The sequence below is a fragment of the Frankia sp. CcI156 genome (assembly GCF_001983015.1).
GTDB lineage: Bacteria > Actinomycetota > Actinomycetes > Frankiales > Frankiaceae > Frankia > Frankia casuarinae.
In genome coordinates, this window is sequence record NZ_MOMD01000021.1 from 58,845 (window position 1) to 73,608 (window position 14,764).

Annotated in this window: 13 protein-coding genes; 7 read left to right on the top strand and 6 right to left on the bottom strand. The window is 69.4% G+C overall.

Annotation, left to right across the window (positions count from 1 at the left end; translation table 11 throughout):
- Positions 1–18: 18 nt before the first annotated feature.
- The 4 genes from CcI156_RS09655 to CcI156_RS09670 are packed head-to-tail and all read left to right on the top strand — an operon-like array spanning position 19 to position 3,032.
- Complete coding sequence (locus CcI156_RS09655) at positions 19–945, top strand: hypothetical protein (RefSeq protein ID WP_083718405.1); 927 nt, start codon at positions 19–21, stop codon at positions 943–945.
- Positions 932–1,552 (top strand): mevalonate-3-phosphate 5-kinase, encoded by a 621-nt coding sequence (locus tag CcI156_RS09660; protein ID WP_076805353.1) that lies wholly within the window; start codon positions 932–934, stop codon positions 1,550–1,552. Before CcI156_RS09655 ends, CcI156_RS09660 begins: the two co-directional genes overlap by 14 nt.
- Entirely contained in the window at positions 1,507–2,460 is a 954-nt protein-coding gene (locus tag CcI156_RS09665) for a hypothetical protein (protein WP_076805354.1), read from the top strand. Before CcI156_RS09660 ends, CcI156_RS09665 begins: the two co-directional genes overlap by 46 nt.
- 26 nt (positions 2,461–2,486) lie before the next feature.
- The gene (locus tag CcI156_RS09670; RefSeq protein ID WP_076805355.1) at positions 2,487–3,032 is read left to right on the top strand and encodes a non-canonical purine NTP pyrophosphatase; all 546 of its coding nucleotides are present in this window, start codon (positions 2,487–2,489) and stop codon (positions 3,030–3,032) included.
- Positions 3,033–3,179: 147 nt separating this feature from the next.
- On the opposite strand, the gene CcI156_RS24740 is transcribed toward CcI156_RS09670, so the two are convergent.
- The gene (locus CcI156_RS24740; protein ID WP_085003624.1) at positions 3,180–3,470 is read right to left on the bottom strand and encodes a hypothetical protein; all 291 of its coding nucleotides are present in this window, start codon (positions 3,468–3,470) and stop codon (positions 3,180–3,182) included.
- A 906-nt stretch (positions 3,471–4,376) separates the two neighbouring features.
- Between CcI156_RS24740 and CcI156_RS09680 the strand changes: the two genes are divergently transcribed.
- Positions 4,377–5,033: a ceramidase domain-containing protein gene (locus CcI156_RS09680; RefSeq protein WP_023840293.1), complete on the top strand. Its 657-nt coding sequence runs from the start codon at positions 4,377–4,379 to the stop codon at positions 5,031–5,033.
- On the opposite strand, the gene CcI156_RS09685 is transcribed toward CcI156_RS09680, so the two are convergent.
- Together CcI156_RS09685 and CcI156_RS09690 are read right to left on the bottom strand one after the other, a co-directional pair.
- Positions 5,021–6,298: a DMT family transporter gene (locus CcI156_RS09685; protein ID WP_076805357.1), complete on the bottom strand. Its 1,278-nt coding sequence runs from the start codon at positions 6,296–6,298 to the stop codon at positions 5,021–5,023. The genes CcI156_RS09680 and CcI156_RS09685 overlap by 13 nt on opposite strands.
- The gene (locus CcI156_RS09690; protein ID WP_254847351.1) at positions 6,241–7,860 is read right to left on the bottom strand and encodes a hypothetical protein; all 1,620 of its coding nucleotides are present in this window, start codon (positions 7,858–7,860) and stop codon (positions 6,241–6,243) included. Before CcI156_RS09690 ends, CcI156_RS09685 begins: the two co-directional genes overlap by 58 nt.
- A 204-nt stretch (positions 7,861–8,064) precedes the next feature.
- Here CcI156_RS09690 and CcI156_RS09695 point away from each other — a divergent pair, with 204 nt between their 5' ends.
- Positions 8,065–10,122 (top strand): glycosyltransferase family 39 protein, encoded by a 2,058-nt coding sequence (locus tag CcI156_RS09695; protein WP_076805358.1) that lies wholly within the window; start codon positions 8,065–8,067, stop codon positions 10,120–10,122.
- Positions 10,123–10,285: 163 nt separating this feature from the next.
- Here the strand turns inward: CcI156_RS09695 and CcI156_RS09700 are convergent, their stop codons facing one another.
- Positions 10,286–11,332 (bottom strand): LLM class F420-dependent oxidoreductase, encoded by a 1,047-nt coding sequence (locus tag CcI156_RS09700; protein ID WP_076805393.1) that lies wholly within the window; start codon positions 11,330–11,332, stop codon positions 10,286–10,288.
- 161 nt (positions 11,333–11,493) lie between these two features.
- The gene (locus tag CcI156_RS09705; RefSeq protein WP_035941167.1) at positions 11,494–12,744 is read right to left on the bottom strand and encodes an XdhC family protein; all 1,251 of its coding nucleotides are present in this window, start codon (positions 12,742–12,744) and stop codon (positions 11,494–11,496) included.
- Between the two features lie 354 nt (positions 12,745–13,098).
- Here CcI156_RS09705 and CcI156_RS09710 point away from each other — a divergent pair, with 354 nt between their 5' ends.
- The gene (locus CcI156_RS09710; protein WP_076805359.1) at positions 13,099–13,608 is read left to right on the top strand and encodes an ester cyclase; all 510 of its coding nucleotides are present in this window, start codon (positions 13,099–13,101) and stop codon (positions 13,606–13,608) included.
- Positions 13,609–13,767: 159 nt separating this feature from the next.
- Here CcI156_RS09710 and CcI156_RS09715 read toward each other — a convergent pair whose 3' ends face one another.
- Positions 13,768–14,694, bottom strand: a complete 927-nt coding sequence (locus CcI156_RS09715; RefSeq protein ID WP_076805360.1) for a hypothetical protein — start codon at positions 14,692–14,694, stop codon at positions 13,768–13,770.
- Between the last annotated feature and the right edge of the window lie 70 nt (positions 14,695–14,764).

Here is a 14,764-nt window from a genome sequence, read left to right on the forward strand (position 1 = left end):
AGGTCACGGGGACCAGCCATGCACAGCCTTCTACACTGCCACTTCGAATCAGCCTTACGGGCGCTCGAAATCGCGAAACCCGAGAGGGTAGGTTACCTACGAGGCGTATACGAGACAGACGCCTACCTACAGTCAACGCCTGCGGAACGGCTAACCCTGCTCTGGCAGACGGTCATGAGCCTGACCGACGACGCGGACATCTTCACCGAGGYAACGTTCCGCCGAGTCGTCCGCCGCCTTCTGGACGAGATGCAGGCGTCGCGGATCGAACACATTGACCTCCGCATCGGTCCGTCCACAGGCCGCTGGCGATGGATGCACAGCGCCGGTGACGGCATCGACATCTTCCGCGAGGAGCTTTCCTACCGTACCGCTCTTYCCATAACGTTCCTCGCTGGCGTGAACATGACCAAAACCCAGGACCAGCTAGATGCGCTGTTTGACGTCCTATCCGAGCAGGATGACCTGACGACCCGCATCGCCGGCGTAGACCTCAATTTTCTGCCCTACGATCTCCCGAAGTTCAACCGCTATCTTCGGACTCTGCGGAATCTGCAAACCGGCGGAATGAAGGTAAACATCCACCTGGGAGAGTTGTTCAACAACGCGATCTCCCACTACGTCCTAGCCCGCATCACACCCGACCGGATCGGCCACGGCGTTCTGCTTCTCGACGACGAGGCGCTTGTGGACTTCGTGCGAGCCAACGGCATCTGTCTCGACATGTGCCCAACCAGCAACACATTGCTGGGAGTCGCCGATTGGAACCGAACGAGCCCGGCGAGGGTTGCACTCCAACTCGGCATACCAGTGTCCATCAACACCGACGACCCCGTTCTGTTCCGCACGAGTCTCGAAAGCGAGTTCAGCCTCGCTGGGCTGACYGGCGATGAATACGATCAGGTCATCGCCTGCGGAAGGAAGTACCGCTATGGCGACGCCTGAGACTACCATCCACATCGTCTACGGTATTCCGTGCGTTGGGAAGTCGACCGGAGCGGTAGCATTCGCGCATCACCGGGCTATCAGAACCGTCGTTCAGACTGACTACCTCAGAGAGGTCCAGAGAGCCTACGTGGACCTCGAACGCGTTCCGGTGCTCGCCAAGGTGACGCACACCGCCTGGGAACTCTATGGATCGCCGACCCAACACAACATCGTGACCGGATTCGCCGATCATGCCRCAGCCATCGCACCGGYCATCGGGCAAGTGGTCAGAAAGCTGGTCCTCGACGGATTCGACGCAGTAGTCGAGGGAGCGCACTTTCACAGCCCGATCATTGCCGCGCTGCGAGACGAGAACCGAACCGCGCACATACGCGCAACGCTACTGATCGTCCGGACCGCCGAAGAACTCAGGAAGCGCGTAGCCCAGAAGGGCCGAGACCGAGCGGACGGCAACCCGCTCAAAGAATGGCAGGACAACATCCCCTTCATGCTCACGATCCAGGACTACCTCATCGCCGACGCCCGCGGGAAGGACATCGAAGTCAGCACAGCCGACGAATGGAGGCGGTCGTGGAATCCGACCGACGTGCCCTCCTCGACCTAGACCACGTCGTAACCGAGGACGGCAAGATCTACCGAGTCCTCGGCAACCTCGACAGCCGGACTCATTTTCTCGGATACAACGTCTACTCGCCGCATCCAGAAGGCGACAGATTCTACYGCAACGCCCGGTACCGGAAGAACTTCATCGAAGACGAACGACTGCCAGCGGACGTACTCGATACCTACACGCTCGTCCCGGTGCAAGAAGTAGCCGAACATCACGACCCGATTCGGTCCGCAATCGCAATGGTCGAGACGTTCCGTTCAACCGTCTGGTTCGACCTCTACACGGAACTGGTCAAGCTCGTCGGACCCRAATCGGTGGGCATCTTCGGGTCATCGATGTTCGGTCTTCACCTCACCCCCAGAGGAACAGTGCGTAAAGACGTCGACTTCGTGATCCAAGACTTGGCCAACGTCGAAGTCCTCCGAAAGGAGCTGCCCGGTATTCGAGATCGGCTGGGTTTCACCACCGTCACAACCGAACGCCAAATCCAGCAGTACGAGCGCTACCGACGGGTATTTCGCAACGACAACAACTCCATCCGGTCGATCATCGCGCGACGGTGGACCGGACTGCAACTCTCCAACGACGTCGTCACCACAATCCGCGTGCGAGACCGGTCACAAACGACGCCCGCCGCGCTGATAGCCCCCACGCCACGGGCCGACCACGTGACCGTCTCTGGCCGCGTCACGAACGCGAGCAGAAGCAACCTCTTCCCCCGCCGATTCGACCTTGTAACCGGCAGTGGAATCGTCGAAATATACGTGCTGTGGTGGAAGTTCAGCACGCCGGTGCAGGACGGAGACGCTGTAACGGTACGTGGTAGCCTTCTACCGGCAAATCACGCACACGCCATCCGGCTCACCGACTACTCCCGGCACTGGCTCCGGATCGACGACTAACCAGGACCCCGCGGAAGGTAGAAAAGATGATCGACCATGTCTCTCTGATCACCGGCAACGAAGGGAAGGCCCGGGAGTACGCCGCGCTTCTCGGAATCGAGGTCAAGGCCGTCAAGGAAGACCTGATCGAGATTCAGTCCCTCGACGTCGAAAAAGTGGTGCGACGAAAGGCCGAGGACGCCTATTCAAAGCTGCACAGCCCGGTGCTAGTCGATGACACCGGCCTAACCCTGAGCGCCTGGAACGGGCTGCCGGGCGCACTGGTCGCCTGGTTCCTCGACTCGGTGGGCGCTCAAGGTCTGCTCGATATGGCCGCGTCGGTCACTGACCGCACGGCCACGGTGACCACGGCGCTCGGCTACGCCGACGCTGACGGCGTCCGCGTCTTCACCGGCACGCTACAAGGCGTGCTGACCACCGAACGGCGGGGGCAGGGAGGCTTTGGCTAMRACTCGATTTTCGCGCCGGACGGTGGCAACCTGACCTTCGCCGAGATGACCAGCGACCAGAAGAACGCCATCTCCCACCGACGCCTCGCCGTGGACGCGCTCCGGCAAGGACTCGGGCTGTAGTCGGACCTTGGCCGCGCGGTGAGCCGAAGTCCGACTACCGACTTCCCACGCGGACCGAGACCGGACCTCAGCGCCGCAAAGGCGGTCCGTCGTCCGCCTTCCCGAGGTGGGAGCGGTCGGCATCTGCCCGACCACTCCCACCTTCGGTCATAGCCGCGGCTTCCTCTGCCTGCCTCGCCGCTGCTCCCCCTGGTGGCGCAGGTCGGCAAGGAGGTGCGTGACGGCTTCGTCGCGAGTCCGGTAGCTGCGTCCTGGCGGGAAGACGGAGACGAGACCGGGAGCCTTCGGGAGCCATCCGCGCGGCCGGTTCCTCGTGGTGCCCGTGTAGTCGGGGCGCAGGGTGCCGGACTCCACGCCATCGACGAGGACGCGGTAGCCGGTCTCGATCCGTACCAGGGTGTATCCGGTGTCCTCGGTCATGGCCGCGACAGCGGCCACCGCAGCATCCATCGCGGACGGCAGCGAGCCTGCCCGCGCACGCGGCTGGTCCRCCGCCTTCTGCCGCCGGGAGGTGGCGGGCCGCCCGGCGGCATCCTCCGGGCCRCCGGTTCGGTCCGCCGTGGATGCGCCCGCACGCTCGACAACTGTGGTTGTCGAACCTGTGCGAGGCGCGGACGGGGCCGGTGTCCGTTCTGGCTTGCCGGTCGGTCGTTTCGCCGGAGCCACGGAGTCTGCCGCCGCCCCGGGCGCGACAACGACGGTTGTCGCCTCTGGCGTCGAGGCTGGCGGTCCGCCGATGAGATCCTCCGGGGGTCGGCTTCCAGCCGGCGCCGCTGTAGCGACAACGGAGGTTGTCGCTACAGGTGGGGTGGCGACCAGGCGCGGGAACCGCTTGCGCGCYCCTTGCCGCGTGATCCCCAGAGCGCGGCCGATGTCCCCGTAGCTCGCGCCCTCGGCCGCCGCCCGCGCCGCGAGTGTCCGAATCTCCGCTTCGATCGACCGTGCGCGTTCGCTCGCGTCCGCCAACTCGCCGAGCGTGGCCATGAGCGCATCGTCCGCCATGCGACAACCATAGTTGTCGCCACTGCAACGACAACCCTGGTTGTCGCACAAGATCGCTGTGCAGCCTTGCACGCCAGGGCRTGTAGTCACAATGGACTGGGCGGATAGGGCCATTGATCGCTGGCATGCCGCCCAGCGACACAGCGTCGCAGGTCAGCCCTTGGTAGGCCAGCAGGGCTTGACTTCGCCGGTCGCCGTGTTTCTGGTGGGCGCCGGGCTGGTCGGGACAGCCAACGCCGCCATCTGGCCAACGCTCGCCGCGGCCGCGCCGCCCACAACCTGCCGCCGCACCAGGCAGGCGCCGGGGCCGGGGCGTACAACGCGGTCCGGCAGTTCGACGCGGTGAGCAACCTCGCGTATCTCACCGCGGCGTTCGCGCTATGGCGCCTCCTGCGGCGCCATAGCGGCGTGCCGGCCAGCGTCGCGTTCATGCCGCCGCTCGCGGTGCTGATCGGGGTCGGCAGCTTCGCGTTCCACACGCTGGCGACCAGGTGGGCCCAGGTTCTGGACATCGCGCCCATCGGCCTGTTCGTGTTCATCTATGTCGGAAGTTTCCTGCGTTGGTTCTACCGGCTGCCTTGGACGTGGTGCCTGGCCGGCGTGGCCGGGTTCGCCTGTGTGACCGCCGCGTTCATCGCCCTCCTCGGCAGCCAGATCCCCAACCGTTCCGCACCGTACGTGCCGGTGTTGCTGCTCATGATCGGGCTGACCGTGGCACTGTACGGGTCACACCATGAGGACCGGTCCAGGTACTGGCGGGACTTCGCGACGGCCGCCGGGGTGTTCGCGGCAGGCCTGCTCGCCCGCACGATCGACGAGGAGGCCTGCGGGTCCTTCCCGATCGGCACGCACTTCATCTGGCACCTGCTCACCGAGCTGCTGATCTTCGTGGTCGGCCGCGCCCTCGCGCGCCGCTGGCACTCACTCGCCGAGGCTGGTGATACTCGGCTCCCGGCCACGCCCGCGGGCAGGTCCCGGTCGACTGACTATCGCGCATGATTCCTCTGAGCCAGGACGGCACCGGCCTCACCGCGCAGTCGATCCGCCCGCCGGCGAAGCTCGTCCGCCCGGGTGTCGAGAGCACGTCGCGCGGCGAGCAGTTCCCTTTCCGGCACGGCGTCGTCCCCCAGCAGGCCCCGCTCCCCCGATCGGGACCCGTTCGAGCCCACCTGCCCGGCGACCGGCCGCATCCGATCGTCGAACCGGTGCCGTTCGTCCACGAGGCTCGCCAGCTCCGCGCCGATGCGGTCGAGGTCCCGGCGCAGCCGGCGACGCGCGCGTCGCAACGCCGGCCCCGGGACGCCGGCCCGCCGGCTGCGGCGCAGGTCGGCGCGCAGCCGTTCCAGGTCATGGTGCACCTGTTCCTCCAGCCGGGACAGCCGCCCCTGGGCCTGCCTCGCCACCAGCCGCGACATCTGCCCGGTGATCAGCGGAGACGTCGCCAGCGTACGGACACCCGTGACCATCACGGCCAGGCCGAGCACCTCACCGACCAACGCGAGGGGCGCCAGCCGCAGGTCGCCGCCCAGCAGGGCCACCCCGATCACCACCCCGGCCAGCGGCTCGCTGCTCACCGCGGCGGGCAGCGACGCCGGCAGCGGGGCCATCTCGTAGGCGCTCTGCAGCAGCAACGCACCGACGATCGCCGTGGCCACGACCGACCAGGGCTGCCAGGACACCAGGACCGCATCGATCCCGCGGGTGGTCAGCAGGTGACCGATGCTGCTGGTCAGGGCGGCCTGCGTCGCGGACAGCAGGCCCACGGCCGTGGCCAGCATCGGGGCCCGCCGGGCGGCGGCGAGCCGCCGCGTCCCCCACACCGCACCGCACACCAGCCCGCCGACCACCGCGCCGGCGAGGACCCAGCCGAACGTCGAGACGGCCCCCGGATCGCCCGGATGCGGATCTCCGGCGATCAGGAAGAGCACGAGGCCACTGGCCGTCGCCGCGGCCGCCGCCCAGTCGCGGCGCGGCACCGCCCGCTGCGCCAGCAGGGCGGCGAGCGGCAGGGCGAACAGTAGCTGGCAGATCTGCAGGGATTMGACGAGGGCCACCGCGCCCCGGCTCAGCGCCGCCGCGGCCAGCACACTGCCGATCACCGCGACGGCGACCCCGACATCCCACCACGGTCGCCGCACCAACCACAGCAGCAGCCGCAGCCGCAGGACGTCATCGGGCGGCGCCCGGAAGGCAACCCGCTGCTGGATCACCGCGGCCACCGCGAAACACACCGCGGAACCAAGGCCGAGCAGATAGGTCGCCACTCCCCCTCGATCCCGCGATGTACCTTCCCGGGGAAGGTCAGGGCCTCACACGCCCGGCCCGGTGCGGTCCGGCCGTTCAGATCCCGCTCATCATGCCTGCCAGATCCAAGATCAGGGAAATGACCCCGGCCGGGCCCCCACCTTCGTCCGCCGCCGGGTACCACGCCCGGGCTCGGGAATCCGCGCGGGCGGGGAGGTMACCCACGGTCGACGGCATGGGCCTGCTTGTGGAGCTGGTAAATCCAGGGCGGGATCGTCGCCCAGAACACAATGATGTTACCGATGATCACCCCTTTGGCTCCGCCGAGGAGAAGGCCCGTGACCGGGCCGGCGAGCAGGAAGGGCGTGAAGAAAAGATTGATCCAGAAGGTGAGTCTGGTCCGGCCGAAGGCGTAGAGCACGGCGGCCGGTCCCACCGCCAGCGCCGGCCCGGCCTGCGCGATCATCGCGAGGAGAAGGAGTTCATGGGTCTGGCTCCAGGTATCGCCCAGCAGGGCCGTCCCGAAATCGTCGGGGAGGATCAGGAAGATGAGGGTCCACAGCACGCTGGAGGCGACCACCAGCGCGGACACGACGTAGGCGGCGCGGATGATCCGACGGGCCGGGGCACCCCTGCGGCGGGCGAACTCGGGGATCGCGAAGCTCATCAACGCGACGGCCAGGTTCGTCGTGGGGGCGAGCAGGGTCTGCAGACCGCGCAGAGCACCGACGAGCGCCGGCGAGCCGACCGCGGCGATGATCAGAGTCGACGTCTGCTGCGCCCCCTGGACCGTCACGAACTCGGCGGTCATGAAGCCGGTCGTCTCGCGGTGACCAGTGAACCAGGCGAGCGCCCGCCGCGGGGCGGGCCAGACCCGATGCTGCCCGATGCCGACCAGCACGGCCAGCGCCGCGGCGGCACCCCAGACGAGGACCATCACCGGCGCGCCGCCGGCCRCATCCGGCCCGCCGATGGCCAGCAGGACGATGCCCACGCCCATCCCGGCAGCCCAGACGAGATCGTTGACGACGGCGCGGAGGGGACGTCCCTGGGCGAACGACGTGTAGCGCCAGGCATCCTGCACCAGCAGGGCCGGCATGACCACACCCATCGCGATCAGGTTCGTCCCGACCACGCCCTTGAGGACGCCACCGACCGCCATCAGGCCGGCGCCCACGACGGCACCGAGTACCAGGGCCAGGCCGGACGCGGCGCGAGCGGCGGTGCGGAACGCGGCTGGGGCGGCGGYAGCATAGCTGATCCCCAGGGGCGCCGTGGCAGCGGCGCGCGACAGGCCGACGACGATCGCGAAGATCGTGTAGGCAATCGCGAACGCACCGAACTCGGTCGGGTCGACCCGGCGGGCGATGATGAAGTTGATCGCCGCGTTGGTGCCACTGGACACGACCTGGTCGACGATCGTCCACAGCGCGTTGATCCGGCCGCGGGACCGGGACGGGTACGGATCGGCCGCCGGTAGATCCGCCGCTGGAGCCRCCGCGATATGCTCACGCGTGGCACCGATGGTCAGACCGTCGGTGACGGCGGGGCCGTCAGGATACGCCCACCGCGATCCGCTCACGCCGACAACTCTACCGTGACGTAAGAGTCATCTCGGCGCATGCCGCACCCGGACAGGCACAACACAGGGCACGGGGCCCGCACAGTAAAGGCACAGGATCCGCGTAGCGCACAGGATTCACACAGTAAGGGCACAGGATCCGCGAAGCCGCCGGACCGATCGTCTACCCATGACGTACTTCCCGGTCCCGAGACGGCCTTCGAGATGACCATCGTTTCCCCCCTCGTGAACGCACCCGACGCGGACGTGCCCGTGCGGCATCCCGCGGGCCACCCATCCGGTCCGCCCCCGCCTTCCCGGTCCCGCGGCCGGATCGGCCGCCTGGTACGCGGCCCGGCCGGCGACCCCGCGTGGATCCGGCCGTCGCTGCTGGCCCTGCTGGCGGCGACTGCGGTCCTCTACCTGTGGGACCTCAGCGCGTCCGGCTACGGCAACGGCTTCTACGCCGCCGCCACCCAGGCGGCCACGCACAGCTGGAAGGCGCTGCTGTTCGGCTCGCTGGACTCCGGCAACGCCATCACGGTCGATAAACCGCCGGCCTCGCTGTGGGTCTCCGGTCTGTTCGCCCGGGCCTTCGGGTTCTCGAGCTGGACCGTGCTGGCACCGCAGGCGCTGGAGGGCGTCGCCGCGGTGGGGCTGCTGTATGCCACGGTGCGCCGGACCTCCGGTGCCGCCGCCGGCCTGCTCGCCGGCGCCGCCTTCGCGCTGACCCCGGTCGCGGTGCTGATGTTCCGGTTCAACAACCCGGACGCGCTGCTGGTGCTGCTGCTCGTCGCCGCCGCCTACTGCACGGTCCGGGCCACCGAACGGGCGAGCCTGCGGTGGCTGCTGCTGGCCGGCACCTGCGTGGGCTTCGGCTTCCTCACCAAGATGGCGCAGGCGTTCCTGGTCGTCCCGGCCCTCAGCCTGGTGTACCTGACGGCCGCGCCGACCGGTCTGCGCCGACGGCTCGCGCACCTCGCCGGCGCCGTGGCCGCGATCGTCGTCTCGGCCGGCTGGTACCTCGCCCTGGTCGAGCTGTGGCCGGCCTCGTCACGCCCCTACATCGGCGGCTCCACCAACAACAGCCTGCTGGAGCTCGCGATCGGCTACAACGGCCTCGGCCGCATCTTCGGTGGCTCCGCCGGTGGTGGCGCCAGCGGTGGCGGGGGTGGGGGTATGACTACCGGTTTCGGTGGCGCCACCGGCATCACCCGGCTGTTCGGGGCGAGCATGGGGGCGGAGATCTCCTGGCTGCTGCCCGCCGCGCTGATCGTTCTCGTGGCCGGCCTGTGGTTCACCCGGYGGACGCCGCGCACCGACCCGRCCCGGGCTGCGCTCGTGYTCTGGGGCGGTTGGCTGCTGGTCAGCGGGTTGGTGTTCAGCTTCATGAGCGRCATCACCCACCCCTACTACACGGTCGCCCTCGCCCCCGCCGTCGCCGCGCTCGTCGCGTCCGGTGGAACCGTGTGCTGGCGTGGACGGGCGCGGATCTCGCACCGCGCCACCCTGGCCGCGATGATCGCGGTGACCGGGCTGTGGGGCTTCGTCCTGCTGGACCGGGTGGCCTCCTGGCTGCCCGTGCTGYGCTGGATCATCCTCCCGGCGAGCGTGCTGGTGGCCGTCGCGCTGGTGGCCGGTGCCGCCCGGCTCACCAGGATCACCGCCGTGCTCGCGGCAGCGACCGTGATCAGCGCCTCGGCAGGCACCTCGGCCTATGCGCTTGCCACCGCGGCGAACCCGCACAGCGGCTCCATCCCGATCTCCGGTCCCGCGGTGGCCGCCACGGCCGGCGGCGCCGGGGGTGGGCCGGGCGGGGCCGCGGCGGGCGGCGGCCTGCCCTCCGGCGCTCCGGGTGGAACCCCACCGAGCTCGTCCAGCGGCTCGTCCAGCGGTTCCTCCGCTTCCTCCAGCGACTCGCCGGTGGCAAGGGGCACGGGGAGCACGGCTCTGGTCGCGCTGCTCAGGACGAGCACCACGACCTGGGCTGCCGCCACCACCGGCGGTGCGACCACCGCCGCCGAGCTGGAGCTCAGCAGCGGTAAGGCGGTCATCGCGATCGGCGGATGGGACGGCAGCGACCCGGCACCGACGCTGGCGCAGTTCGAGCAGTGGGTCAGCGAAGGCAAGATCCACTACTTCGTTGCCGGCGGGACCGGGATGGGCGGGGGGCGGAACTCCACCTCTGGCAACGAGATCGCCGCCTGGGTGGCGGCGCATTTCACCGCCACCACGGTCGGCGGGCAGACGGTCTACGACCTCACCACGTCCGGCATGAGCTGATCACACGATGTGCCGAGGACGGCACAAGTCGAGGACGGCACAAGTCGAGGAGGGCACAAGTCGAGGAGGGCACAAGGGGCAGGGCAGCATCAGGRGCAGGGCGGTTCCGCCGGGGCCGTCGCGGCTCGCCGCCCCGCACGGGTCGCCGCGGGCCGTCGGCACCTCACAGGCCGTCGGCGAGCTCGCGGATCTGCTCGATGAGACGCACCCGCTCCAGGTGCGTCGGCGCCACCGGATTGACGGCGAGCGTCGTGACCCCGGACTCCGCGAACACGGCGAGCCGTTCGGCCACCCAGCCGCGCGGCCCGATCAGGGAGAGCCTCTCCAGCAGGCCGGCCGGCACCGCGGCGGCGGCTTCCTCCTTACGACCCGCGAGGTAGAGGTCCTGGACAAGCTTCGCCTCCGCGGCGTAGCCGTAGCGGTGAGCCAGGTCGTTGTAGAAGTTGCGGCCCCGCGCGCCCATGCCCCCCATGTACAGCGCGAGCTGCGGCCGGTCGGTGTCGCGCAGCGCGGTGACGTCGTCGCCGACGGCCAGGGACGCCCCGGCCCAGACGTCCAGGGTGCCGAGCGCCGGGTCCCGCTTGGCCGTACCGGCCCGCACCGCCTCGCCCCACACCTCGTCCGCGCTGTCCGGCAGGTAGAAGGCGGGCATCCAACCCTCGGCGAGCTCGGCGGCGAGCTCGACGTTCTTCGGACCGAGCGCGGCCAGCACGATCGGGATCCGGTCCCGCACCGGTCGATTAATGATCTTCAAGGGCTTGCCGAGGCCGGTCCCCCGCCCCGCGGTGAGCGGGATGTCGTAGTGATGGCCGTGGTACTCGAGGACCTCCCGGCGCCAGACCTTCCGGCAGATCTCGATGGTCTCGCGGGTCCGGCCCAGCGGGGCATCGYAGGGGACGCCGTGGAAACCCTCGATGACCTGCGGCCCCGACGCGCCGATCCCGAGGGTGAACCGCCCGCGCGAGACGAAGTCGAGGCCCGCGGCGGTCATCGCGATGAGGCTCGGGGTGCGCGTGTAGAGCTGCATGATCCCCGAGGCGATCTCGACGCGTGAGGTCCGGGCGGCGAGGAACCCCAGCTGGCTGACCGCGTCGAAGCTGTAGGCCTCGGCGACCTGGACGACCTGGAGCCCGGCCTTCTCGTAGTCGGCGAGCCCCGAGACGGTCTCCTCGAAACCTCCGCTGTACCCCAGCGACATCGCGATACGCACGTACGCCACTCCTCCGGCCGGCTCCCGCCACGGCCCCTTCGACCCTGGCGTCTCACCCCCGAGTTTGACTCTGGCCGCGACTCAGGCACCACCGACCGGGGCTGGGAGCGTTGCTTTGTTCTTTTATGATCTTGGGTGTGGATGCTCGTCAACACCGTTGATTATCTTGCTGTCCTCGGGCGTCCGTCCGCGGCACCGCCGGCACCGCCGGCACCGCCGGGATCACCGGATTCGGCGTGGATGCGGCCGCGGGTGGCTCGCAACGGGCGGCCACTCCCGCCCCACCGGTTCTGGATGATTTCCGCGGCGATGGAGACGGCCGTCTCCTCGGGCGTGCGCGCACCCAGATCCAGTCCGATGGGTGAGCGCAGCCGGGCCAGGTCGGACTCGCTCACCCCGTCCTCGCGCAGCCGGCGCAGCCGGTCGGCGTGGGTGCGCCGCGACCCCATCGCSCCGACGTATCCGGCCGGGGAGCGCAGCGCCGCGCGCAGCACCGGGAGGTCGAATCTGGGGTCGTGGGTGAGGACGCAGATCACCGTGCGCGCGTCGACCTCGGTGCGGGCGAGGAACGCCGCCGGTCGCTCGCATACCACCTCGTGGGCGTCGGGGAAACGGCGAGGAGTGGCGAAGACCGGCCGCGCGTCGCACACCGTCACCCGGTAACCGAGGAAACGCCCGATGCGGACCACCGCGGCGGCGTAGTCGATCGCCCCGAAGACCAGCATCCGCGGCGGCGGCGCGAACGAACAGACGAACACCGGTACCGCGTCGAGTCGCCCCTGCCCGTGGAGACCCCCCTGCCCGTGGAGACCGTAGTGACGCAGGCCGCTGAGCCCGGCCGCGAGCATGCCACGGGCGTCGTCGACCGCGGTCACCTCGCACCCGGTCACCTCGCACCCGGACGAACCGAACGAACCGGCGGTCCGCTCCGGCCACACCGCGACCTGGCTGCCCAGCCGCTCGCCACCGACCACGGTCAGCAGCGCCACCGGCTCGTCGGCGGCGATCGCCGCAAGGACCGCGTCGAGCGGCAATGGCCCCGGGTCCGACTGACCCGGCGGGGGCGACAGATCTGACACGTCCGGCAGGTGCGGCAGGTGCGGCAGGTGCGGCGTAACAACCAGATCGATGACGCCGCCGCAGGTAAGTCCGACGGCGGCCACGTCGTCATCGCGGATCCCATAGGTCTCGAAGGCCGGCGTCCCCGTGCGGACCACCTCGGCGGCCGCCTCGTACACGGCGCCCTCCACGCAGCCGCCGGACACACTGCCGACGACCTCGCCATCGGCAGCCACAGCCATCGCCGCGCCCGGCTGGCGCGGCGCGCTGCCCCGGACATCGACGACCGTGGCCACCGCGAACGCGGTGCCCGCCGCCCGCCACCGGCGCAGGGTGCCGGCGATCTCGCGCACCACCCCCACCTCCCCCGCCGACCGGGCGAACCCGCGGGCACGCGCGCCCCCGAGCCCTGGCGTCACCCGTCACGATAGAAGCCGGCAAGGGCCGCACAGGGACCTGACAGTCGCGATCATCACCGGTGCGGGCGGCACGTTCCGCTCCAGCATGGCGGACGCCGCAACGCCGTGTCCCGATCCACCCGGCCCTGCTGGCTGCATCCCGCAACCCAAGCCGCCCCGCCACGCGTGTCCGCCTAATTACGACATCCACCGTAATTCGAAGAGCCGAACTGTTCCGCGTCCAGACCTGTCGTACGATGRATCCGCAACGAATTCTCCTTCTACGAGAAGGACCAGGAAACCGAGACCATGACCACTATTGCTACCGAGGAACGTATCTCCTGGCAGCGCGCGACCATCGAGGAGCACATCCGCCAGGAGAACGCCAAGGATTGGGAGAAGGTCTACGACACCTTCCTGCGCGACGAGCGTGCCTTCTACGACGTCGTCCCGATGAACGCCCGCTACGAAGGCATCCGCGRTGTGCAGGACTTCTACGAAATGCTCGCCCTTGCCCTACCGGACTTCATCATCACTGTTACCGGAGAATACGACCTCCCCGGTTACTCCTGGCGAGAGGTGACCCTGGTAGGGACACATCAGGGCGAGTTCGCCGGCATTGCCCCTCGGGGTCGTCCGGTTCGTTTCGAAGGCGTTGTGCTCTACATCTTCAGCGGCCAGGAACCGGGCAAAATCATTGCCGAGCGCGCGTACTGGGACAACGACTCGATCTTCCGTCAGATGAAGGGGGAGACCGACGCTCCGCGCGGCGGCGTGGGCCTGACCGACCGCGAACCCATCCGAGCGGCCATCGCCTGACCCAAAATCCGCGGGCAGGGCACGCCCTCGTCGCGAGCGCCGCCACACCTCTCCCTGAACCCGGCCCCTCAAACGCGACCCCTCCCTAAAACCGGCAGCATCCCCGCCAGGATGCCGCCAACCAGGCAAAACGGCGGCGTTCAGGGCACCGGGGGCGGCTCAGGGGGCCGGATGCAGCTCCGTGCGCAGCTCGTGGCTGCCGTCCGACCGGGAGGCCTCGTAGTACAGCCGCCGGCCGCCGTCCGGGAGCTCGACCACGCTGACGTAGCGCAGGGCGCCGTCCCCGTCCGGACAGACCGCGACCGGCTCGGTGCCGACCGCGTGGAACCGGTCGACGGTCACCCCGACGGCGAGACCGGTGCGTTCCGCCCAGTTCTCCGCCGCGGTGGCCCGACCGTCGTACAGGGCGACCGGCTGGGAGCCGCCCGTGAGCACGGAACTGATCCGCACGCCGCGGGCGTCCCAGCAGCCGGGGCGGGGCGCCAGCGCCGTTCCAGTCCAGGTCCAGGTCACGCCGTCCGGGCTCGTGGCGTGGCGGCTGTCCATCCGGTCCGTCGCCAGCGGGTCGTCGAGCAGATGGCAGGAGGCCCACAGATGCCACTGCCCGTCGTAATGGACCACGACCGGGTCCTTGACGGCGAGGCTGGCCGGATCGCCGGGCAGGACGGTACGGCGGCGGGCCGGGTCGAACGCCGCGGGGTCGTCGGCCTCCAGCAGGTCCACCCACCAGTGYGGGCTGCCCGCAGCCGCGCAGCTCACATAGAGCCGCCATGATCCCTGCGGGGTCACCACCAGAGCGGGCCGCTCCAGGCTCTCGGCTCCGAACGGGTCCCGGGGCACGACGGCGATCTCGGTGAAGTTCTCCCCGTMGGTGGAGCGGGCGATGACGACGCCGAAGCCCCGGCCGATCCCAACGGGACGGCGCAGCCGATAGGMCAGGTAAAATACGCCGCCCACCGCGATGGCGCACGGCGCGCCGGCCCAGTACCCCGGGCCGTCACCGGGCGGCGCGACCACGGTCACGGCGGGCCTCAGCCCGGGGAGCGGTACGGCCGTCGCCGCCAAGTGCTGTTTGCTCACTACCACGCGGCAACCCTACCGGCCGGGTAAGGATGACGAACGTTCCGTTCACGCCGTCCTGCCCTGACCGCTACTA